The 22806-nt window shown below is 45.0% G+C and carries 19 protein-coding genes; 1 reads left to right on the top strand and 18 read right to left on the bottom strand.

Going from position 1 to position 22806, the window contains the following annotated elements:
* Positions 1–13: 13 nt before the first annotated feature.
* From DKT73_RS20090 to DKT73_RS17790, 5 genes are all read right to left on the bottom strand, one after another.
* Complete coding sequence (locus tag DKT73_RS20090) at positions 14–1147, bottom strand: hypothetical protein (protein ID WP_157959206.1); 1134 nt, start codon at positions 1145–1147, stop codon at positions 14–16.
* Entirely contained in the window at positions 1147–2790 is a 1644-nt protein-coding gene (locus DKT73_RS17805; protein WP_198666655.1) for a lipoprotein N-acyltransferase Lnb domain-containing protein, read from the bottom strand. The genes DKT73_RS20090 and DKT73_RS17805 overlap by 1 nt, the downstream gene beginning before the upstream one ends.
* Positions 2791–2794: 4 nt before the next feature.
* Positions 2795–3607, bottom strand: coding sequence for an SEL1-like repeat protein (locus DKT73_RS17800; RefSeq protein WP_111639864.1), 813 nt, complete (start codon positions 3605–3607; stop codon positions 2795–2797).
* 196 nt (positions 3608–3803) lie between these two features.
* A complete protein-coding gene (ribA, locus tag DKT73_RS17795; RefSeq protein ID WP_111639863.1) occupies positions 3804–4418 on the bottom strand; it encodes a GTP cyclohydrolase II in 615 nt (204 codons plus the stop codon).
* 98 nt (positions 4419–4516) lie between these two features.
* Complete coding sequence (locus tag DKT73_RS17790) at positions 4517–4990, bottom strand: Lrp/AsnC family transcriptional regulator (RefSeq protein WP_111639862.1); 474 nt, start codon at positions 4988–4990, stop codon at positions 4517–4519.
* Positions 4991–5184: 194 nt separating this feature from the next.
* On the opposite strand from DKT73_RS17790, the gene leuA reads away from it, so the two are divergent.
* Positions 5185–6858, top strand: a complete 1674-nt coding sequence (gene leuA / locus DKT73_RS17785) for a 2-isopropylmalate synthase (protein WP_111639861.1) — start codon at positions 5185–5187, stop codon at positions 6856–6858.
* 93 nt (positions 6859–6951) lie between these two features.
* Here the strand turns inward: leuA and DKT73_RS17780 are convergent, their stop codons facing one another.
* From DKT73_RS17780 to DKT73_RS17720, 13 genes are all read right to left on the bottom strand, one after another.
* A complete protein-coding gene (locus DKT73_RS17780; protein ID WP_111639860.1) occupies positions 6952–7203 on the bottom strand; it encodes a hypothetical protein in 252 nt (83 codons plus the stop codon).
* Positions 7204–7400: 197 nt separating this feature from the next.
* On the bottom strand, positions 7401–8789 hold the full coding sequence (locus DKT73_RS17775) for an ABC transporter ATP-binding protein (RefSeq protein WP_111639859.1): 1389 nt from the start codon (positions 8787–8789) through the stop codon (positions 7401–7403).
* Entirely contained in the window at positions 8786–9574 is a 789-nt protein-coding gene (locus DKT73_RS17770; RefSeq protein WP_111639858.1) for an ABC transporter permease, read from the bottom strand. Before DKT73_RS17770 ends, DKT73_RS17775 begins: the two co-directional genes overlap by 4 nt.
* Positions 9571–10506, bottom strand: a complete 936-nt coding sequence (locus DKT73_RS17765) for an ABC transporter permease (RefSeq protein ID WP_111639857.1) — start codon at positions 10504–10506, stop codon at positions 9571–9573. Before DKT73_RS17765 ends, DKT73_RS17770 begins: the two co-directional genes overlap by 4 nt.
* Positions 10503–12050: an ABC transporter substrate-binding protein gene (locus tag DKT73_RS17760; protein ID WP_111639856.1), complete on the bottom strand. Its 1548-nt coding sequence runs from the start codon at positions 12048–12050 to the stop codon at positions 10503–10505. Before DKT73_RS17760 ends, DKT73_RS17765 begins: the two co-directional genes overlap by 4 nt.
* A gap of 242 nt (positions 12051–12292) precedes the next feature.
* Positions 12293–13516 (bottom strand): ABC transporter substrate-binding protein, encoded by a 1224-nt coding sequence (locus tag DKT73_RS17755; RefSeq protein ID WP_111639855.1) that lies wholly within the window; start codon positions 13514–13516, stop codon positions 12293–12295.
* Positions 13517–13632: 116 nt separating this feature from the next.
* On the bottom strand, positions 13633–15603 hold the full coding sequence (locus tag DKT73_RS17750) for a beta-galactosidase (protein WP_111639854.1): 1971 nt from the start codon (positions 15601–15603) through the stop codon (positions 13633–13635).
* Positions 15604–15606: 3 nt separating this feature from the next.
* Positions 15607–16485, bottom strand: a complete 879-nt coding sequence (locus tag DKT73_RS17745; RefSeq protein ID WP_111639853.1) for an SMP-30/gluconolactonase/LRE family protein — start codon at positions 16483–16485, stop codon at positions 15607–15609.
* 40 nt (positions 16486–16525) lie between these two features.
* Positions 16526–17161, bottom strand: a complete 636-nt coding sequence (locus DKT73_RS17740) for a 2-dehydro-3-deoxy-6-phosphogalactonate aldolase (protein WP_111639852.1) — start codon at positions 17159–17161, stop codon at positions 16526–16528.
* A 4-nt stretch (positions 17162–17165) separates the two neighbouring features.
* A complete protein-coding gene (locus tag DKT73_RS17735) occupies positions 17166–18152 on the bottom strand; it encodes a 2-dehydro-3-deoxygalactonokinase (RefSeq protein ID WP_111639851.1) in 987 nt (328 codons plus the stop codon).
* Entirely contained in the window at positions 18152–18925 is a 774-nt protein-coding gene (locus DKT73_RS17730; RefSeq protein WP_111639850.1) for an SDR family NAD(P)-dependent oxidoreductase, read from the bottom strand. The genes DKT73_RS17735 and DKT73_RS17730 overlap by 1 nt, the downstream gene beginning before the upstream one ends.
* The gene (locus DKT73_RS17725) at positions 18925–20661 is read right to left on the bottom strand and encodes an IlvD/Edd family dehydratase (protein WP_111639849.1); all 1737 of its coding nucleotides are present in this window, start codon (positions 20659–20661) and stop codon (positions 18925–18927) included. Before DKT73_RS17725 ends, DKT73_RS17730 begins: the two co-directional genes overlap by 1 nt.
* The gene (locus tag DKT73_RS17720; RefSeq protein ID WP_111639848.1) at positions 20662–22806 is read right to left on the bottom strand and encodes an alpha-galactosidase; all 2145 of its coding nucleotides are present in this window, start codon (positions 22804–22806) and stop codon (positions 20662–20664) included.

Below are 22806 nucleotides of genomic sequence, written 5' to 3'. Positions count from 1 at the left end.
TTTCGCCATAGCATTAAAATGTACATCGCTCTGCCGATGTGACTTGCACAATAAATTTATCGGCAGGGCAACTTATGGTATCGGGAACTCTTGTAGTATCTCCAAAACAGCCCGCTATGGTGCCTATCATATTTTTCATCACCCCTTGGTGCTCGACTACAGGACTGCTAGGACACTGAATAGTAAATTTCACATCAACACAGGACACCATCTTAGGCTGGATATTAGGCAAGCTACCTAATACATGATTTTCACCAAAGCAATCTTTACCACCTAATCGTGTACCAGATGCAAGACTGTTTAAATAGACCATTTCTTGACGCACTTTTTCAGCTTGTTCACGCTCTTTTAGCAGACGCTGTGCCTGAATTTCTTGTGTACGTTTTTGTTGAGCTAGCCTTTGCTCTTCTTCACGTTGTTTCCTAGCCACTTCTTCCTGACGCTTGATGTCAGCCTGACGACGCAATCGCTCTTCTTGTTGCTGAAGTTGAGCAAGTGCCTGTTGCTGCTTTTGCTGGAGCTCACGCTGCTGCTGTTGCTGTTTTTTTTGCTGCTCATCACGATAGAGCCTTTGCTGTTCGGCAAGCTTTAGTTGCTGCTGAAGCTCGGCCTGTTGGCGAGTCATGTCAGTTTGTAATTGCGTATTAAAATGCTGTAAAGCAGACCCTAACAGTTGCATAGTACTAGGTGATTCAGACTGCGTATAAACAGGCTCTTCACGCCTCGGCTCATTGCAGTATAACGGTCTCAGCGTACCCGCCACACAACGCTCATACTCACCTGGTATCGCACAACTATTTGAACATTCTGAAACTAATTGACGTTGTTCTGCTAATTTTTTTTCTTCTCCATAAAAAATTTCTTGCTGCTTACGATAGCCAACAGCATCCGCTAAACGCTGTTTAGCTATTTCATCAAACAGCAATGACTTTGCTCTATTTATCTGTTGATCAGCGCAAAAAAAATCATTCCTTTGTGAACATTGGTAAATATTATCAATCGCATCCTCGAAGTCCATCTGATCCAGTTGTTCCAACTTCTCTAGCTGATCTAACATTTTTAACTTTGCTTCGTTATTAGACTCCGCTTTCAGCATACTCGACACACTGACAAACAGACAAATCAACACCCATACTAAACGACTCATTAGAGAAGCTCCTTTAATGTTTCAATGTTATCAAAAGTCTGCTCAAGCTCCTGCTCCAAAACAGCAACTTGATTTAACAATGCGTGATTTTTGGGCAACAACCTATGCACAACTAAAGACATAACTTTATGCGCTTCTAAACTTTGACACTCAACTTTATCATCATTATCAAACTCACCAAGTTCTAAACCATACGGAATTCCTGCAAATCTTGGAATGTCGGCCTCTACCTGCATCAGAGGATATACATAACACCTCTGCAACAAGCGCCTATCTTCAGGTTTATCTAAGAGCTGGATCGCATTTTTAAGGCGAGTCAATAATTGCGTTTCATCAATTAATTTGGCCACTGTCTTTATTAAATTATATTGTGTTTTAATCAGCTGCCTTTCTTCTATTAAAACTTGAGCCTCTACAAAATTATCGTTCTGAGTTAATTGAAAATAGACATCGTCATTGGACAATAAAGCCAATAAACGATTTGGTGCTGGTGTTCGAGCATATGCGTTTAATGAGGGAAATGGGTATGTTTGGACACTTTTGGTGAGAGACAAAAAAGCCTGTTGATAATAATTTGCGTTACTTGAAAAAAAATACCCGTTTGATTCAGCTTCATCAAGTGAACTCAGCACCTCAGCCCTTACCATGCTGCTATTTTTTAACGCATTAAAAAAACGATCTGGACGCATAAAAGTAAAGTCCGGCGTTGTTGAACCCTCAGGAGTGAACACTAAATTGAGCATATCTTGCAAAAGCGTTGCACAATTGTTGGTAAAAAAGCGATATTCACCACGAAAACGCCAATGTATCTCAGACAGTTCACGAACAATCTGCTCAACCTGAGATTGGGATAAAACAAGCGGTAAAGAAAAAACATTACGATCGGATACTAGAGTATTAGAACGATATGTTTCCATAAACGTCGCGCCCGCTAAATGAGCATCATAGCCACCAAACACACCTTTTAAAGGATTCATGGAAAACTCATCTATACGAGCAACGTAGCCTAGAAAAATATGATTAAAAAGATTTTTTTGACACGCATCGATTGTTGAAGAGGCATCTGGGCAGACGACTAAACGAATAGAAACATGACCAAAAGATGATGCAAAAGAATCGCCTTCAGATGCGAAAGTAACATGTATTTCACGCACATTGTCTGGAGAAATTTGAACCAAATGGCCACCTAGATGCGTATCGAGCAAATAGAAAGGAACCATTTTGGGACAAGATTCATAATTTAGCTGCGCACCATATCGATCAGCAAAATATGCCGCATAAACAGGTTGACGACACACAAAATTATCTTCGTTAACATAATGCCAAAGAGAATCCGCAAAATGATTTTCAGGATGCTGATGACTATTGGATACCAAAGCTTGCAACACAGTAAATCGTTCATCCGCCGATAGCCATTCAAGCTCGCTCTCAGATAAACCAGAAGATAACGAAAACTGCTGCAATGCATGACATAAGTCCCTATGACTATCGGCTAATTGGACAAGCACAGGTACTTTTTTCATAAAAGATTGAGACTGGAAAATCTCGCAATCACTCACCAAAACCGCTTTTTTTTCCGCCGTTTTATATGCACATCCTTGTAACATTGCAAGCATCACGACAAGAAGAGCAAAGCGATTCATGATATCATTTAAACGATTTTGCAATCATTGAATCTGGTTTAGCCCAACGCACTGCATGGGTTTCTAATGCGTCAATTTGTTCTTGAATATTTTTTCTAGTGGAATACACAGAAGGAGAAGAAACGAGGTCAAACAGGGTAATACTAGGTAATGCAGTAATAATAAGAGACGACAAAGAACCAGATTCCGAAAGGGCATCAGGTGTATTTTTTAACCAGTAAAAATAAGGATTAACATCTAATTGTTGCTGTAAAGACTGAATCTTTGCTTGTCTATTTTTTTGCTGAACGGCAGCCTGATATCGATCAGCCCATAAAGTAGCCTGTAGATTATCTTGTACTAAACCGTCACCCGAGGTGTAACGTTTAGCAACACGATTCATTGCTTCTAGATCACCAGATTCTGCTTTTTGAAGGTCAGACTTAGCATCTGCCTCTTTCTGTCGTGCTTTAGATTGAGCCAAACGTTGTTCCTCTGCTTGAGCTCTCTGCTTTTGCATTTCAACACCGTAAGCAGTTAACGTAGCGATAGGCAGACTTATTCTAATTCGAGTAGGAAGATTTGCTTTTGCATCAACTACTGCAGAGAATACCTTTTCTTGCTCTTCACTAATCGGCAATACAGCCTTTAAAGTGTGAGTTCCCTCTGCAACAACTATGGGTTCACGTTTAAAATCTACACATTCAAATATAAGATCATTATTCAGATATACCCTAGCTCCATTCGTGTTCTCAAGACAATACACACCAATCAATGCATCGTCAGCAAATACTGTAGAAGGTAAAATCAGACAAAATATGCGTAACATCTTTTTCATAGCGTACCTTCTATATTAGGTCGATATATCTATCTTGGGCATAAACTTTATAACGTCATTTTTTACCAAACGAAAGGATTCGTCAATAAATTGTCAAAATAAATTAAACAATACAGAAAAAACCACCATTAAGTCATAAAAAAGGCGCTTTATTTGCGCCTTTTTTATGGTCAATGTGATTTTCAATCTTTCACGCCTACTCAGGATCAAACTTGAGTGTGTGCATTTTTCGCTTGGCTTTGGTTTCAAGATAAGATCGATTATGTTGATTAACATGTACTTTCGTTGGCACCAGTTCAACAACGTCAATACCATGTTCAACGAGTTGCTGAGCTTTGTCTGGGTTATTTGTCAACAATCGAACTTTGGTGACACCAAGAGCGTGTAGCATTTTTGCGGCAATGCCAAAATCACGTCCATCATCGGGTAAATGCAACATTTCATTCGCTTGATATGTATCATAACCCTGATCTTGTAAAGCATAAGCTTCCAGCTTGGCATACAAACCAATACCTCGGCCCTCTTGACGCAAATAAAGGATATAGCCACCCTCTTCATTGATACGATCAATGGCTTCATCTAACTGCTCACCACAATCACAACGTCCCGATCCAAACACGTCGCCCGTCAAACATTCAGAGTGAAGTCGTACCAGAGGAACATATTCGCTGTCGCCTGATGGCTTACCTTCAAAAAATATCCCTATATGTTCTTTGCCAGAATCATCACCGTTAAAGGAAATGAATTCGGCCATCACGTCGCCCGCCCTGACGGGAATCATCACTCGACGTTTAATTGTCAAATCGCTCATAACTACTTCTCTATTAGGGACTTTTTTACACTGTCAGTATAACGCCCATTAATTTGGTCAAAAGCAAAAATATCAATACTAAATAAGGAAATAACCTGCTAAAGCAAGTGATCGAGCGGTAATGAGGTACGATTTATGATTCTGCGCAGCAAAAAGCTTGAATGCACACCTGTCACGCCAGGTATGCGCGTTAACCTGCCCAGTAGAAACTCTTGATAACGGTCCATGTCTTCTACCACCACTTCTATCAAATAGTCTGCTGATTGCCCTGTCACCAGATTGCAGGACTTTACTTCTGGATAGGACTCTAATGTCGACTCAAAAACCTCAAAGCGATCTGGCGTGTGACGATCCATACTTATCTGAATAAAGGCCGTTAGTTTCAATCCCAGCTTATTTTGATTTAATAACGTCACACTGCGGTCTATCACACCACTGTCTTCTAATGCCTTTACTCGGCGTAAACAAGGAGAGGCTGACAGCCCAACTCTATCTGCAAGTTCCTGATTCGTTAAGCTAGAATCTTGCTGCAATTCTCGCAAAATATTCAGATCAATCTTATCAAACCGCATTATCTAAGCTCCAATTCACTCATTTCTATTTAATTTACGCAATATAATGCCATTTAATTTATTTTATCTATAAAAAACGCAATCTTTTACTCAATAAAATTCGTTATGATAGAAACCATAGAGAGTCACTTAACCAAGTGAAGACAATAACAACCAGAGCTTACCAGCTCCAATAGAGATAGAAGGGAAAGATCATGACATCTTTTGATCATACTAAGTACACGCCATTCAAACCGGTCGCCATCGCCAATCGCACCTGGCCAGACAAAACGATTACCAAAGCGCCAATTTGGTCCAGTGTTGATCTTCGTGATGGCAACCAGGCATTGGTTGAACCCATGACAGTGGAACAAAAGAAACAGTTCTTTGCTCTATTAGTCGATGTAGGCTTTAAAGAGATCGAAGTTGGCTTCCCTGCTGCCTCTCAATTAGATTTTGACTTTGTCCGTTGGTTGATCGAAGAAGATCAAGTACCTGACGACGTCTACATCCAAGTATTGACCCAAGCGCGCCCTGAGTTAATTGCTCGCACTTACGAGTCTTTGAAAGGAGCCAAAAAGGCCATTGTCCACGTTTATAATTCAACGTCTACGACACAACGTGAACAAGTGTTCCGTATGGACATGGAAGGCATCAAGCAAATTGCCGTAAACGGCGCAAAGTGTGTCAAAGAACATGCTGAAAAGCACCCCGAAACAGAATGGGTGTTCCAGTATTCTCCTGAAAGTTTTACGGGCACGGAAATCGATTACGCCATTGAAGTCGTCGATGCTGTTGCTGATGTTTGGCAACCCACCCCAGACAATAAAATTATCATCAATTTGCCTGCTACTGTTGAAGTATCAACACCAAACCGTTATGCAGATCAAATTGAATATTTTTGTCGCCATGTAAAAAATCGCGACTGCATGTTTATTAGCTTGCACACACACAATGACCGTGGTTGTGGCGTTGCAGCGGCAGAATTAGGCATTATGGCTGGCGCAGACCGCATCGAAGGCACCTTGCTTGGTAACGGTGAGCGCACAGGCAACATGGACATCGTCACCATGGCGATGAACATGTACAGCCAAGGAATTGATCCAGAGTTGGCGTTGGGCGACATGGACCGCATCATAAGTGTGGTTCAAGCCTGCACCTTGTTACAAGTTCACCCGCGTCATCCATACGCAGGCGAATTGGTGTTCACCGCCTTCTCTGGCTCTCATCAAGACGCAATTAAGAAGTGTTTGGCAAATCAAACCGACGATAAACCTTGGGACGTGGCCTACTTGCCAATTGACCCTCGTGATGTGGGTCGCAGTTACCAAGAAGTCATTCGCGTCAACAGTCAATCAGGTAAAGGTGGCGTGGCTTATACTCTTGAGCAAGAATATGGCTTGGCTTTGCCTCGATGGTTGCAAGTTGAATTCAGCCCAGTAGTACAACGTTTTGCTGAAAAAGACGGCGGGGTTGTCGATGCTGAGTCCATGAGAAACTTGTTTGAGACAAGCTTTATGACGGGCAGCGCGCCTTATAAATTGGGCAAATACGATCTTACCAAGGACGATGTTGATACCGTCAATGCAGAATTGATTAGCAACAGTGCTAAAGTGAAAATTACAGGAAATGGGAATGGCGCCTTGTCTGCTTTTAGTGAAGCATTAGGCAAGCACTTCAACATGCGAGTCGATATCATTCAATATCAAGAGCACGCCTTGACCGTTGGCAGCGATTCTCAAGCCATCGCTTATGTTCAAGCAAACATTGACGGTGATCGTTTTAACGGCGTAGCGATTGACAATGACATTGTTTCCGCGTCGATTCAGGCACTATTAGCGACCGTTAACCAAAAAGTTGCTGAAAACAAAGATGTCGCTGTCGCTTAATTACGTATTACCGTTTAAGTACTAAGCAAAAAAAAAACCGAAAATCCTCAAGATTTTCGGTTTTTTTTGCTTCATTATGTTCAACAAAAGACATCAAGGCAGAAGCTTATCGACCAACACACAATCTCCAGTATCGTTTCTATTCGCCTTCACTCTGTCTAGGATTTTTTGTGCAACGTCTTTTTGGCGTTGACTGACGTACTTAGAGTCTACGGTTTTCTGCACATTACTCAGATAAGCATCTAACTTGGGCGTACAATAATCTTCAAACGCCAAAGCATTGCTCGATGCAAAAGCAACGACACTACTAAAAAAAGCAACAGAAAGAGACGTTTTTAAAGACATAATATTTCCTAAATAAGAGAGACCTTTACAAGGCGACATCAACAATGCCTGCCGTCATGCAAAGATCTCTTAGAAGTGTATATAAGAAAATTAAACCACAGGGAATACAAAAGTAAAACAGAAAGCCTGTTTTCTGCTGTGCTTTTGCATAGTTTGCATCAAAAAGCCCACTGCCCACCTTATCTAAAGCGCAGACACTAAAGAGCAATCACTTGATCGCACGTCTTACGAACCAGATCAGGATCATGGCTCACCATCAACACCGCACACCCAGTCTCCCTCGCCAGCGTCACTAACAAGCTTGTTACGTCTTTGGCGGTGATTGGATCTAAGCGTGACGTCGGCTCATCAGCAAATAAAAACACAGGATCCAAAAGCAAGGCTCGTAAAATAGCAAAACGCTGCAACTCCCCCCCTGACACGTTTAAGCAGTTGCGCTGTAAAATGGCATCTGGTAGGTTTAAACGCGTCATCAAAGGCGAAATTCGTTCTCGCGGAATGTTATGTAAGCGCACCAAATCCTCTAATAAGGTACCCAATGACACACTAGCGGTAAAAGCCGACGGCGGATCTTGATACAATTTTAACCACTGATAGGGTTTCGCTGTGTTATTGAAACGGGTAATGTTACCAGCCGATACGGGCAACATTGACAGTAAGGCATCGCCCAAAGAGGACTTACCACAGCCACTATCACCCACAACGCCAACCACTTCGCCCTTCTTGATTGAAAAAGACAAATCCTCAAACAAGGTTCGCCCACCACGCTTAATAGCAAGATTCTCTGCCAGCAGCACGGTTTCTGCCGATGTATCGACGGACGAAAGAGGCTTTTCCGTCCAAGACTTAGGTTCCGCTGCGATCAATTCCCGAGTATAACTGTCCTGCGGATTATCAAGCACTTCTAGGGCATCACCTTGCTCAACCAATCGCCCCTGTTTCATCACCAAAAGCGTGCCACCTAACTGGCGAGCAATAGCCACATCATGCGTAATGGTCAGTAAACTGCCCGCTATGGAACGAGACTGCAATAAACGCACAATTCCGTCACGACGAGACACATCTAAACCTTTTGTTGGTTCATCCGCTAAAATGACATTTGCCCCGCCTGCTGTTGCCGCCGAAATGGCCAAGCGTTGCGCCATGCCACCCGACAATTGACCGGGTCGTTTGTGGGCACTATCAGCCAAACCGACATCATCAAGATCCTGTTTTGCACGGGCAAGGGCTTCATGATTAGGTTTACCCTGCACATACTGATATACCTCTGACACCTGATAAATGCCTTTCATCAAGGGATCTAAAGCATGCCATGGTTCTTGCGGTAACATCACCAAGTCTCGCCCCCACAAAGCCTGACGCTCTTCGAGAGATAAGACATTACCAAATACCTCAACCTCACCTTGAAAGGATAAAGTGTCAGGCAATAACCCCATAATGGCTTGAGCAAGCAAGCTTTTACCTGACCCAGTCTGCCCGAGAATCGTCAAAGGTTGGCCTTGTCTTAACTCCAACGAAATAGGTTCCAGCAAACAAGTGTCACCAACATACACCGCCACATTGGTTAGTTTTAGCAATACACTCATACTCGTTTCCCTGCCAACAAATGAAATCCAAACACCATCAAGGCAATAACGACTAAAGGTTGAGCCAATAGCCAAGGGGCATCGCTGTAAAATGGAAACAACTCAACCGTCATCAACCCTAGTTCGGCTAACGGTGGCTGAATACCCACATACACAAAACCCAATGACGCCATGGTTAAAATGGCATTCGCACCACCAAAAGCAGCCAAGGTAAAAACCGAAGGCGCAATGGCCGGCCAAATATGACGCTTAAATTGGTACCAACGACTAAAGCCCATCATCTCAGAAGACTGTCTAGCTGGACTTTGAATGACATTTTGTGTGATCGCACGAACCACTCGGAAGTACTCTACCCATTGCACTAATGAAATTGCCAAATACAAAATCCAAAAGGAGCCTGGCACAATCGCTGCGAATAGCAATACGACGACTAACCCTGGCAACGCCAACAAAATATTCACCATCATGCCAAGCACATGATCGACCCTCTTCCCACCCCAAACGGCCCAAACCCCTAGCGCCGTTCCAAGTAAAGACGATGTCACAACACATAACACTCCCAGAGCAAAAGACAAACCAACCGCATAAGCCATACGCGTTAACATACTGCGACCAAAATGATCCGTACCAAGCCAATGCGCAGAAGAAGGAGCGTCAAGAACCGCATTCAAATCTTGCTGAGAAATACTGTAGGGGGAAAATGCCATTCCAAGCACAGAAAAAGCCAACAAACCGATCAATAATCCTAAGCCAACCAACTGAGATGCTCTCAATGTCTTTTTCATGCTTCTCTCGCTCCTCTTGGATCAATCCATAGACACAAGATATCCACCAAGGTATTCAAAGCCACAAACAACATCCCCATCACCAATGCCGCCCCCTGAATCACAGGAATATCACGAGCAAAAATAGCATGAGCCAAACCATGACCAATACCCGGCCAAGAAAACAACGACTCAATCATGACAATCCCTTCGATCATACTTACTAATTGAATACCGAAAAACGCCACCACAGGCACAGCAATATTGCGCGCACCATGGCGCTTAAAAGTCTGCCATGCCGATAAGCCTTTTACCTTAGAAAATTGGTAAAAAGCCGCTTGAAAGGTTTGTTTAGCGGAATCTCTCACCACTCTGTTCGAGACAGCGGCCAAACTTAACGCCAATGTCAATGCGGGCAAAACCAAGTGTGCTGGCGTGCCAAAACCTGCTACAGGAAACCAATTCCAATGCAAAGCAAATAACAGAATAAACAACACACCTAGCACAAACACAGGCGTGGCCCGTATCACGCTAGACAAGCCCATAAAGACAGAATCAAGTGGGTTGCCACGCCATGCGCAGAACAACCCTATCGGTACCGCAATCAATATCGAGATCAATAAACCGGACAAAGCCAACAATAAAGAATGCCCAAGCATATGCTGGATGGCATCAATAACAGGCAAACCACTGACCAAAGAATGACCCAAATTGAATTGCAACAAATCCAATAGCCAATGCCAATACGCTACAAAAGCACTTTGGTCTAGATTCAATTCCTGACGCACCAACGCGGCAGCGTCAGAATTCACATTGTCTTGGCCATAACGGCTTGCCGCAATGCGATAAGCCATGTCCCCAGGCAGAGAACGCATTAGGACAAACGTTAAGGTGCCAACCCCCCAAACTACTGTCACTAACTGCAGCGCTCTTTTTAACAGCATTGCCTTCATGGTTTAACAAACTCCATTTCGTTCAAGAGAAAGCTACGCTCAAAAGGATCGAATCGAAATCCCTTCACACGTTTATTAACAGACGTTTGTTGCACATAAAACGTGACGGGAATCACCGGGCGCTCATCATAAATTAACTGCGCACTTCGCTGAGCAATGTTTTTATATTCTTTAGGGTCTGACACACTTTCAAGAGACATCAATAGCTGACTTATTTCTGAATTATTCCAATTCATAGCGCCCCAATCACCACCGCCATTAGAGCCAAAGTCTGACAACATCACCCCAAGCGGATCTGCGATAAAACCATAATTACGTGCAATCAGAGCCACCTCTAAAGAACCATCCTGATGGCCCATTGGAATGGCGCTGGAGTTTGTTACTTCAACCTTTGTCGTAACGCCAATGGCTTGCCATTGAGCTTGTATGGCCGTTGCAACTGTGGTCAACTCTGGACGATCAGCATAGGTTATCAGCGTCAGCTCAAACACTTTTCCATCTCGCTCAAGCTGGCCTTTGGCATTTTTCTTCCAACCTAACGAGGCTAATAAATCTTCTGCGCTGGCTTCCTGGGCACCACGACGCATGGAAACCCCATCAAGATGCCAATTAGACAGAGAAGCTGGCATGAGCTGCTCGGCCTCTGAATTTGGCGTACGTAAAATACCGTTCGCAATACCTTTGCGATTAATCGCTAGGCTCAAAGCTTGGCGAGCACTAATCTCTTTTAAGAACGGATGACCACTGTTTACTTTTAAAACTATAGTGCGAGGAATCGCATTAGAATATAGATCCAAACTGGGTAAACGCTTCAAAGACGGCAAACTAGCAGGATCCAACCCAAACACAATATCCACTTGACCACTGCGTGCTTGCAACACACGGCTTTCCGCACGATGCCCTGTTAAATAGCTAGCATAAGGAATGCTGGCTTTCTTTCCCCAGTAATCGTCAAATTTTTCTACGACTAACTTATGTGGTGGGGCGAACTGATAGAGCTGATAAGGCCCTGTCGCAGACAAAGCCAGTACTTCGCCATCTTTTCCATAAGCGGCTGGCGAAAAAATACCATTAGCATAATTTGCCAATACCGCACCTAATAAGGTGTAAGGTCGAGATAATTGAATAACGACCGTGTTTTTGTCTAACGCCTTAATGCTGTCAATGGGAGCGTTACTTAAGGCGCCATGTTTTGCTTGCGCAAAAGAAAGGCTATTCACCACAGCGTCCGCATCCATTAAAGGGCCATCATGAAAATGCACACCCTCTCGTAAATGAAAAGTCCAAGTTTTTGCGTCCTGACTCACCTCCCAACGATCGGCCAGCGCAGGAATCAATAATCCATCAGCATCCACATCCAATAAGGTTTCCAAAATCTGCATTCGACTAAAAACAAAGCCATTTTTAGAAGGATCCAAACTGGTAAATTCAAACGCAGCGCTGATCGACAAGGTATTTGATTGAGTTGGTTGCGCAAAAGCAACCACACCCGATAAAGTACTGGCAACTAACACACAAGAGATTATTCGCTTTAAAGAAGGCATTACCATCATATCCATATTATCCACAAAGAAATAAAAAGTTATGATATAACATATTAAATAGATCTGACAATCATTTGAGAATAACTAACATTAAAAATAAAAAATTTATTTAACTAATTGTTATTAGAGCCTTTCCTTCTTGATAGCAAAGTAAAAAAAAGCCAGCTCAACATCATTGAACTGGCTTTCGATTCTAACAAGCAATTTTTTACTTACTCTTTTTAAGTAAGCAGCCTCATAGATTATTTAAAAACGCGTTTTCTCACGCCTTCTAGTCGTTGCAAAATAGCGTCTAGACGATCAGGCTTCACCATGAACTCTTGGAAACCTTTCATGCCTTCTTGCGCCATGCTTGGATCGGTATCACGGTCATAAAACTGTGCCGTTCCGGATGCATTGTTGAGCATTTCGACGCCTTTATTTAAGAAAAAGTCATCCGGCGCTTTGGCTTTAGCATGAGGAGGAATCTGCAATAGTGCCTCATTAACTAAGGTTTGATTATCGGCACGTGCCATAAACGCTAAGAATTTACGGGCATCCTCTTTGTTAGCCGCTTTCGCTGGAATGTGGATCGTATCCATAGGTGCATCTTCTGCCATACCAACAGCAGGATCTATTTGTGGAAATTGGAAGAACCCCATTTTGCCATCAAGCTCTTTCGGGAAGTTTGGCACAATGAAATTCCCAATGAGATACATAGCGGCCTTACCGTTGTACATAAATGGTTGTGCTTCTTGCCAAGAATAAGAGGCATGATTTTCTAAAAAGTAGCCCTTATCAATCAATACTTTCCAGTTCTCAAAAGTTTTGCGTACTCGAGGGTCCGTGTATGGAATCTTGCCATCCATCAAGTCAATATGAAAATCCAAACCATTGGTACGCAGGTTCATATAGTCAAACCAACCTGCCGCCGTCCATAAGTACTTAGTACCAATGGCAATCGGTGCAATATCATTTGATTTGAGCGTTTCGTTAACCGCTAGAAATTCATCCCACGTTTTTGGTTCTGACAAACCTAGCTTGTCGAAAATATCTTTACGGTAGTAGATACCCCATTGATAATAAGTGTAAGGAATCCCCCACTGTTTATTATTGATGGTCATGGCTGGTGCAGCAGAAGCCATGTTTTTCTTTAATTCTTGTTGGTCCCAAATATCGCTCACATCTTCAAACAAGCCACGATCAACAAAGGCTTTCATACGATTACCAGCATACCAAAACACTATATCTGGCGGCGTCGTCGCTAACCAATTACGAATGGCCGTTTTGTAGCCTTCTTTATCGTATAAATTGTATTTTACGGTGACGTCTGGATTTTCATTTTCAAATTTTTGAATAATCTCAGCAAAGGCTTTTTTAGGTGCTGGATCAGCTTGGTCGGAGTTAATCACCAAGGTTCCCGCGTTTACCATAGAGACAGCACCCAGTGCCATTGCCCCTACTAACAAGGATTGCAATTTTTTCATTTTAACAGGCCCTCTTTTTCTTTTTATTAATTGGAACTAGGTTTCAGTATTGATCAAGTTTGATTGATTTTCAACCGCAAAAAATACAATAAAAGAAACTTAGTTCCATTTTATTTTTATTTTTTTTGCCAAATGGCGACACCAGCGGCTTCTATCATCTGCTGACCGATCAATAAATGCGCCTTTTCGGGTGCATAAAACACAGGATTCGTTCCATAGTTGAAGACAAAAATCACATTGCCTCGCTCTCGGACGCGTATCCCTTTTGGCAGATGCTCTGTCGACAAACCCGCTATGTCCGCCAATTTTCCTAGGCTGCTTTTTAACACCCCATTATCAACACAAGAGCCAAGATAGTAATGACGACCTTCGCCCATTAAAACAGGATTGCCACCCGCATCTTTTAACAGGCAAGGTAACACCGTGCTAATTTGTTCATGCCAATGTTTTAAATGCCCCGCCCCCCAACGACCAGAAACGGCTGGCTGAATGTGCTCAGGTAACGCATCAACACGTTCAACCGTCAACGGCAAGAGACTGGCCAATGGGCCAGGCGCAAGATTCTCAGGAATTTGGTAAGTTTCTGTTTTACTGCCTGTTCTTGGCCCTGCGAGCAATACCCCTTGATATGCGCTCAGTCGATCATGTAATTCAGCGGATATATGCGCCTGTGAGGGCAACACAAGTAAATCATAGGTATCTAATGCTCCACTGCTAGGAATAATATCCACGGACAAACCAAGTTCACGTAGCGCTTCATAAACGCGATAACACCAAAATAAATAATGATAGGCACGTGATTGAGGCTGAATATCCAATGACCAACACGCATCGTAGTCAAACATCAGAGCCACTTTTCCAGCACTAGGAAGTGACATTAGCTCATCGGCATCCAGGCCAAGTGAAGCCGATAACTGTTTCACCTCTTCTGCAACCAGCTGTGCTTCTTTTGCGGCTTCCGCTTCCTGAGCATCTGGACGAAGCAAGCCCGCGTGCATTTGTTCTTGTCCAAACGGCGCCTGACGCCATCGGAAATAAGAGACTAACTCTGCACCATGAGAAAAAGCCTCCCACGTCCACAAGCGTACAGCACCGTCTGCAGGTGTTGGATTGTGTGGCGCCCAATTTACCGGCCCTGGCTGTTGCTCCATAATCCATAATCTACCTTTGCCGCAGCCACGGTATAAATCATGATGGAAAGCGCCAAAGTCAGGGTGCCCAACACGCAAATATTGATGCTTTTCTTCTGGCGTATAAATCGCTTCTTGATCCAAAAAGCCCAGCGGATAAGTGTCCCAACTGGCGACATCCAAATCTTGACCGACTTTATGATGATCAAATGCCGTAAAAAAGCCCATATAGTTATGAACCAAATCACGCCCTGCAGAATGCTCACGCAAGATATCCACTTGTAGCTTGTTAAAAGCCACTACTTGGTCTGAGCAACAGCGCTGGAAATCTAAGCGATGAGATGGATTGGCTTCCGTTACGGTCAAATTTGGCAATTCAATCTCATCAAAAGATCGGTAATCCATGCTCCAAAACACGTTCCCCCAGGCTTTATTCAACACCTCGATCGTGCCGTATTTTTCCGTCAGCCAAATTCGAAACGCCGCTAAATCCGCCTCGGCGTAGCTTAAAATGGTGTTATGGCAGCCATATTCGTTATCAGTCTGCCAAGCCGCCACGGCGGGGTGCTGTCCAAAACGCTCTGCCATCAAGGTAACGATACGACGACATTCTTCACGATATTCAAGGCTAGCGAAGGTATAATGGCGACGCGAGCCAAAGTGACGCACTCGGCCTTGCTCGTCTTTTGCCAACATAGACGGATGACGATCCACCAACCACTTAGGTGGCGTGGCGGTTGGCGTTCCTAAAATGACTTTCAAACCATGGGCATGCAAAATATCCAACGATTCTGCTAACCATTCCCAATGCAATTCCCCCGGAGTGGGTTCAATCGTACTCCAGCTGAATTCTCCTATTCGGACATATTCAATGCCAATACGCTGCATATGCTGAGCATCGTCCACCCAACGGCTTTTTGGCCAATGTTCTGGGTAATAACATACACCTAATTTCATATTCTATGCTCCTGCAAAAGGCTGACTTGGCGCACCAGTAACATCCAGCCCTAATGCTTGTTTTAAATCGATGGCAATCACATGTCCAGATAAAGGCTTAGCGATCAACTCATCATCACTGGTATCCACGCTGGCGGAAGTAATAAATAGCGTGTTGCCGTCTGGGCCACCAAACACACAGCTGGTTGGCTTAGAGAACGGCAATTCAATCGTCTGCAGCACTTCACCTTCTGGGTTGTAACGCACAACACGAGCACCATTCCAATTGGCGTTCCAAATGCAGTCTTCGGAGTCGATACAAGAACCGTCCGCACCAATGCCTTCTTTCACTTCAAAAAACGGTTTTTGGCTGCGCACGTCATAAAACTCTGGATAAGGAAAGGCGTGCACTTTACGTGTCATGGAGTCACCAAAATAAAAGCGTCCACGAGATTCATCCCATGCCAAAGTATTGGAAATGCCAATCCCTTCCAGCATCAAGGTCTTTTTGCCTTCTGGCGTGACCTTCCATAAACGACCTGACGCCTTTTCTTCGGCATCGTCCATTGTCCCTACCCATAAATTACCATGGGGATCACACTTCGCATCGTTACTGCGATTGCCCGCAATGTCGGTATCCAAATCACACAGGTGCTCTAATTCCCCCGTCGTTTTGTTTAAATAAGCGACAGAATCCGCTAACGTCACTAATAAACGGTCGCTCTGCGTGGTGAATACAGCAGACACTTTCTGGGGCAGTGTCCAGTGCTGGTATTCATTAGAGGTTTGATGCCAACACCATACTTGGCAAGCCGGAATATCGACCCAATACAAAGCTTGCTCAGATTGACTCCAAAAAGGCCCTTCAGCCAACTGATGGCGTTGAGTACTAATTTGTTTCATTATTTTTATTCTCCCTCGTCTCTTGCTTGCTTAAAGAGAACTATTTTTTGTAAGCCTTCCAAGCGTTCATAAAGGCTTCAGCATTGGTTTTCGTCGTCTCGACTGACTGGCCTTTTTTATACAACGCAGACCCTAGGCCAAAACCACGAGCACCCACATTTAAATAATCCGCCACGTTGTCAGGCGTTACACCACCAACGGGACACAGCCAAGTCTCTGCAGGAATAACAGCACCTAAGGCTTTTACCACATTGATCGTTGGCAGCGCTTCAGCTGGAAACAGTTTTACTGCATCTGCGCCGGCATGCAGTGCTGCGAATGCCTCACTCGCAGTAAAGAAGCCTGGCATAGCGTATAACCCCGCGACTTTCGCGGCTTTAATCAGCTCGACATCGGTATGTGGGCAAACCATTAATTTCGCCCCGGTATCAACCAATTCCGTCAATTGCCCCATGGTCAACACCGTGCCAGCACCAATCAATACTTGGTCACCAAATTTTTCTTGTAACGTACGAATACTGGTAAAGGCATCAGGGGAATTAAGCGGCACTTCGATCAAGCGAAAACCCGCACCAATCAGAACCTGAGCATGCTCAGCCACCTCGTCAGGCTTAATGCCTCGAAGGATAGCGACCATAGGGAACTCGTGCATCAATGCATCAAAAGAATATTTCATGTCATTAGGCTCCTGTTGTCGGATTCATTTCCGACCTAGCTTGACGATTCGCCAAGCGTTTTAAACCACGAATACTGGCTTCGTTGGCGGCTAAGAATTCAGAACTTACGCTCAATGAAGACAGAGCCAATCCATAGCGTGTACTCAATGCTTGGCTACCAATAATCAATACAGGGCTCGTTGGCATAGTCAATGCCGATAAAATATCGTTCACATCATGACCAATCACCACACCAGATAAGTAATCTCGTACCTCATCTGCTACCAGCTCACCACATACGAAACGACTGCGTGCGCTGAATAGATGGTGCAAAATCCCGCCTGTTTGTTGGCTCGCTAAGACGCCTTTTTTAAAGGCGTCTTCATTCAGCAGATCGGATTTAGGCAAGCCTTTTACCAAACTGGATTCGTCATTCAAACGAGCAAATAACTCCCCCGTAATTGAGGTAGAAAACTGCGTTACCTTGCCTTCAGTGATTTGCGCCCATTTGCAATGGGTTCCCGGTAAGCAAAATATGGGCGACTCATCGGTGCGGCCTTGCTCTTCTAACCAATCAAGCGCGCCCAGCAATTGCGTTTCTTCGCCGCGCATGACATCAATAAGCCCAGATACACCGTCACCCCTAAGGCCAGGTACTATTGCTACCTTGTTTGGCATGTTTGTGGACAACCAAAAAAGGTGCTCTGACAACTCATCTAAGCGAATTGGGCATCGCAGATAAGGCACTTCTTGCCAACCACCGCGACTGCCCACCATACCCGCCATATAAATGGGTAGATCCGGCGTAAGCCAATCTCCCAACAAATCCGATAAGACACTTTCAAACTCAGCAGAACCGAGCTTTAACATGCCTCGGTCACTGTCGCGCTGGGCTTGAATATGACCATCCTGATTCATCAAAAAGGCACGTAAATTCGTGGTTCCCCAATCAACAGCAATAAAGCTCGCTTGGCCACCAGCAGGTTGCGAAACAGGATTGAATGAGGTCATTACAAACGCCCTCCGTCCACCACCAAACTCTGCCCCGAGATCATGCGGCTATCATCAGCGCCTAAGAACAACACCAAATCCGCCACATCTTCTGGTTCAATTTTTTCTTTCAGCGCTTGCTGCGTCATTAGCTCAGCTTCCGCTTCTGGCGTTAACCACAAACGTTTTTGTTTTTCCGTCATCACCCAGCCCGGTAACACGGTATTGACGCGAATTTTCTGTCCGCCAAGCTCTCGAGCCAAACCTTTTGTTAGACCTGAAATACCCGCTTTTGCCGTTACGTAACCCGGATAACCAGCCAGTCCCAACATCCAAGAGTTAGAACTCATATTAATAATGCTACCGCCACCCGCTGCAGCCATCGCGGGTGCGACGGTTTGAGCGGCAAAAAAATGATGTTTTAGATTCACCGACATGCATTGATCAAACGCATCAGACGTCATGTCTTGTAAAGTATGACGATGATCGTTAGCCGCGTTGTTCACTAGAATACGAATCGCCCCCCAATCCGCCATGCGCTCGTTAATCATGGCTTGAAGCGTCTCTATTTCCGTCAAATCAACCCGATTAAAATGCGCTTTCAAGCCTTGCTCATTCAGCTCTTTGGCAAGGCCATCACCCGCTGTTTGATCAATATCGAAAAAACTGACCAAACAACCTTGCTGCGCTAACGCTCGAACCAAGGCCTCGCCGATACCCGACGCTCCGCCACTGACCAAGGCGTGACGACCAGCCAAACTTGGAAAAACCGTCTTATTTTTATTATGTGTCATTAATGGGACTCCCTGCTCACTTTTGATCCACTGTTACCAACAAGGAAGTCCAGATCGGCTCCCTGATCTGCTTGCATGACATGATCAATATACAATTTGGCATAGCCACGGTGATAATTGCTTTCTTCTGGTTGCCACGCGGCTTTACGACGCGCCATTTCTTCATCAGAAACATGCAAATGCAAACCTCGCCCTTCCACATCGAGGGTGATTTCATCGCCGTTTTGCACCAAAGCCAATGGCCCACCGACAGTAGATTCCGGCGCAACGTGCAGAACCACAGTACCGAATGCCGTACCGCTCATTCGAGCATCACTGATGCGAACCATGTCGGTAATGCCTTGTGCAAGCAACTTACTGGGCAACGCCATGTTGCCCACTTCTGGCATGCCCGGATAACCTTTTGGCCCACAGCCTTTCAGCACAAGAATAGAATCCTTGTCGACTTCTAGCTCAGGTGTATCAATGCGCGCTTTATAGTCTTCGATGTTTTCAAACACCACAGCTTTACCTGTGTGTTGCAGCAGGGCTGGCGTAGCCGCGCTCGGCTTGATAATCGCGCCAAGTGGCGATAAGTTACCGCGCAACACCGCAATACCGGCTTTGGCTCGTAATGGTTTATCAAGAGGACGAATCACTTCTTCGTTGAAGCACTCTGCGCCTTCAGTAATCTCACCCAAGGTAGCGCCACACACTGTGTTGGCATTCATATCAAACACATGACTCAAACGTTGAATCAAGGCCGGAAAGCCACCTGCGTAGTGGAAGTCTTCCATTAAAAAGCGACCCGAAGGCATCAAATCGACCAAACAAGGAACTTCCGCGCCAATGCGATCCCAATCGTCTAATGTCAAATCCACACCAACACGACCCGCAATCGCCAACAAATGCACGACCGCATTTGTAGATCCACCAATAGCCGCATTGGCACGAATGGCGTTTTCAAACGCTGTCTTGGTCAAAATATCCGAGGGTTTTAGATCTTCTTTGACCATCTCAACAATGCGCGCGCCGGTCATGTGCGCCAACGCCTGACGACGGGCATCGACTGCTGGCAAAGTGCCGTTTTCTGGTAACGACATCCCCAAGGCTTCAATTAAACAGGACATGGTCGACGCTGTGCCCATGGTCATACAGGTGCCACGAGAACGGGACATACCCGATTCCGCGCGCATAAAAGCATCCAAGCTCATTTTTCCGCCACGTACGGCTTCACTGAATTTCCATACGTCCGTACCAGAACCAATATCCTTGCCACGGTATTTGCCATTGAGCATTGGCCCAGAAGACACAACAATCGTCGGCAAGTCCACGGAACAAGCGCCCATTAATTGCGCTGGTGTGGTTTTGTCACAGCCACCGAGTAAAACAACGCCATCCATACCATAAGCACGCATGGATTCTTCCACGTCCATGCTCATCAAATTACGAAACAACATGGCCGTCGGCTTCATTTGGGTTTCACCCAACGACATTACAGGAAACTCCAGCGGCACACCGCCCGCTTCCCACACGCCACGTTTTACGTACTCGGCTAATTCACGAAGATGCGAATTACATGGGGTTAATTCGCTCCAAGAGTTACAAATACCAATGATAGGACGGCCATCAAAACTGTGATCTGGCAAGCCTTGGTTTTTCATCCAGCTGCGGTGTATAAAACCGTCTTTGTCTAATTTGCCGTACCATTGCTGACTGCGTAATGGTTTTTTATCTTTGTTATTGCTGTCGCTCATTCAATGTTTCTCCGCTTCAGGTACAGCTTGAATCGCTATCAATACAAGGGATTCAGGATCAAAAATAGGCAGTTGCAGCCCAACTTGACTCAAACTCGCACCGTTTAATATAAGGTCTTTTTTCCACCACACAGGCAAGGCTTTCATCAGATGACCTGGCAATGGGCTGTGTTCCAGAATGTCCACTCGATAGAGCTGATCTGGTAATAAATTAGGTAGGCGAACAGGCAAGGTTTGCGCTTGTCTTGGCATGGCTAGTTGGCTGTAAACAGCCAAGCCTTGAAGGCGATCTTGGCTTAATGCCCATTGAGTTTGGGCGCAACCATCAGCACTGGGTAAACGCCAGTTATTACCTTCATGCAACACCGCTCGATACTGTTTGTAGTGAGATAGCCAATTGGCAATGATTGTCTTTTGCGCCTCATTGGCTTCTAACAGGTTCCATTCAATTCCTAAATGACCCAGCATCGCGGTACCTGCTCGGAATGCCACATCATGGGTACGGCTGGTGGTATGGCTTTTATCTGGGCCAATGTGAGATCCCATTACTTCAGGTGGCAAGAAATAGCTAAAGCCTCGCTGGATCGTCTGACGTTCCAAGGCATCGTTGCAATCCGACGCCCAGAAACGTTTGGTGAAATTTAAGATACCAAAATCCACTCGCGCGCCACCCGACGAACAACTCTCGATTTCCATGGCTGGAAAAGCCTGATTGAGCTCGCTCAATAATCGATACAAAGCGTCTACTTGAGCATGGGCTTGTGGCGCAATGTCCCCGCTTGGCTGAGTGTAATCACGGTTCATATCCCATTTCACATAGTCAATCGGATATTCGGTAAACAGTGCAAACAAACGCTCGCGGATGTATTGATAAGCGTCTGGTTTCGCTAAATTCAATACCAACTGATGACGCGCCAAAGCGGGAGTGTATTGAGGCAATTGCAACGCCCAATCAGGGTGAGCACGAAATAAATCAGAATCTGGATTGACCATTTCAGGTTCAAACCACAAGCCAAATTCCATTCCAAGATCGTCTTTCACATAACGGATCAAGGGCATTAAACCATCAGGGTATTTGGTTTCATCGACAAACCAATCACCCAATGCCGCCTTGTCATGATGACGACCACGGAACCACCCATCATCTAGGATATAGCGTTCGACGCCCACGTCGGCGGCGGCTTTCGCCAGCGCCTTCAATTTGGTCATATCATGATCAAAGTAAAACGCTTCCCAGGTATTGAGATGCACAGGACGCGGCTTAGTGAACTTCAGACGATGACGTGCTTCTTGATGAAATTGCTGACTCATGTCGTTTAAACCAGACGCACTGTATGCGGCTAAGAATTCTGGCGTCGTGATCGATTCATTATTGGCCAGAACAATCTCACCCGGCAAATACAAGACTTCGGCTTGCAAATAGCGATGACCTTCGGCGGTATAGTCGGCTTTTAATCGGTGATTGCCACTCCAAGCCAAATGCGCCCCGAGCAACTCACCTTGCTGTTCAGCAAAGCCTTGCTCGCCCACCATCACGGCCGGAAAGTTCGCTTGAGAATTGCGGCCATTACGGTTTTCTTGTAACCAAGTCGATTGCCAAACGCTACGCTCTTGTTGAAACTCCTGACACCAACGACCGTAGAAGCCCATTCGTTCAGTAAAATGGCCTGCCACAGGCAAGGTACAGGCTAAGCGCTGCACCATAACATCAGCTTGACCCTCATTAGTCAGCGTCAATTGTTGGCGCAACACACCAGACGGCAGTAAACCAATGTCCAAAATAACGGATAATTGAGCGACCTTGTCTTCCAAACGAATCACAAAGCCGACACGCTGCTCGTCCACCGCCAGCAATGTCCAGCACATCGCCCAAGCTGGACGGTCTGCGGCACAGGCTTCAACGCCAGGCGTTTGCAACCAACCGCGGCCCGCTTCAGGAATCAGCGACATGGGGGTGGGTTTATCCATCATGCCTTGCGGTATCCCCGCTTGTTGCGATAAATAGACACGGTTTAAATCGGTCGCTTTTGGTAAAGCTTCACCAAAATACAGCAACTCAGGGGCGCCCTGTTGAGGACAAGCGATCACCAAGGTTTTGTTATGCTGATCTTGGCGATAAAAAGACACATTTTTAACATCAGACAT

Origin of the sequence: Marinomonas shanghaiensis, from assembly GCF_003259175.1 — a bacterium.
GTDB classification, from domain to species: domain Bacteria; phylum Pseudomonadota; class Gammaproteobacteria; order Pseudomonadales; family Marinomonadaceae; genus Marinomonas; species Marinomonas shanghaiensis.
Note: the sequence above shows the minus strand (reverse complement) of the source record. Positions and strands in the feature narration are given on the sequence as shown.

Excerpts from the sequence above, each read along its gene's own strand:
- DKT73_RS20090 (WP_157959206.1), bottom strand. The coding sequence starts at position 1,147 with ATGAGTCGTTTAGTATGGGTGTTGATTTGTCTGTTTGTCAGTGTGTCG.
- DKT73_RS17805 (WP_198666655.1), bottom strand. The coding sequence starts at position 2,790 with ATGAATCGCTTTGCTCTTCTTGTCGTGATGCTTGCAATGTTACAAGGA.
- DKT73_RS17800 (WP_111639864.1), bottom strand. The coding sequence starts at position 3,607 with ATGAAAAAGATGTTACGCATATTTTGTCTGATTTTACCTTCTACAGTA.
- ribA (WP_111639863.1), bottom strand. The coding sequence starts at position 4,418 with ATGAGCGATTTGACAATTAAACGTCGAGTGATGATTCCCGTCAGGGCG.
- DKT73_RS17790 (WP_111639862.1), bottom strand. The coding sequence starts at position 4,990 with ATGCGGTTTGATAAGATTGATCTGAATATTTTGCGAGAATTGCAGCAA.
- leuA (WP_111639861.1), top strand. The coding sequence starts at position 5,185 with ATGACATCTTTTGATCATACTAAGTACACGCCATTCAAACCGGTCGCC.
- DKT73_RS17780 (WP_111639860.1), bottom strand. The coding sequence starts at position 7,203 with ATGTCTTTAAAAACGTCTCTTTCTGTTGCTTTTTTTAGTAGTGTCGTT.
- DKT73_RS17775 (WP_111639859.1), bottom strand. The coding sequence starts at position 8,789 with ATGAGTGTATTGCTAAAACTAACCAATGTGGCGGTGTATGTTGGTGAC.
- DKT73_RS17770 (WP_111639858.1), bottom strand. The coding sequence starts at position 9,574 with ATGAAAAAGACATTGAGAGCATCTCAGTTGGTTGGCTTAGGATTATTG.
- DKT73_RS17765 (WP_111639857.1), bottom strand. The coding sequence starts at position 10,506 with ATGAAGGCAATGCTGTTAAAAAGAGCGCTGCAGTTAGTGACAGTAGTT.
- DKT73_RS17760 (WP_111639856.1), bottom strand. The coding sequence starts at position 12,050 with ATGCCTTCTTTAAAGCGAATAATCTCTTGTGTGTTAGTTGCCAGTACT.
- DKT73_RS17755 (WP_111639855.1), bottom strand. The coding sequence starts at position 13,516 with ATGAAAAAATTGCAATCCTTGTTAGTAGGGGCAATGGCACTGGGTGCT.
- DKT73_RS17750 (WP_111639854.1), bottom strand. The coding sequence starts at position 15,603 with ATGAAATTAGGTGTATGTTATTACCCAGAACATTGGCCAAAAAGCCGT.
- DKT73_RS17745 (WP_111639853.1), bottom strand. The coding sequence starts at position 16,485 with ATGAAACAAATTAGTACTCAACGCCATCAGTTGGCTGAAGGGCCTTTT.
- DKT73_RS17740 (WP_111639852.1), bottom strand. The coding sequence starts at position 17,161 with ATGAAATATTCTTTTGATGCATTGATGCACGAGTTCCCTATGGTCGCT.
- DKT73_RS17735 (WP_111639851.1), bottom strand. The coding sequence starts at position 18,152 with ATGACCTCATTCAATCCTGTTTCGCAACCTGCTGGTGGCCAAGCGAGC.
- DKT73_RS17730 (WP_111639850.1), bottom strand. The coding sequence starts at position 18,925 with ATGACACATAATAAAAATAAGACGGTTTTTCCAAGTTTGGCTGGTCGT.
- DKT73_RS17725 (WP_111639849.1), bottom strand. The coding sequence starts at position 20,661 with ATGAGCGACAGCAATAACAAAGATAAAAAACCATTACGCAGTCAGCAA.
- DKT73_RS17720 (WP_111639848.1), bottom strand. The coding sequence starts at position 22,806 with ATGTCTGATGTTAAAAATGTGTCTTTTTATCGCCAAGATCAGCATAAC.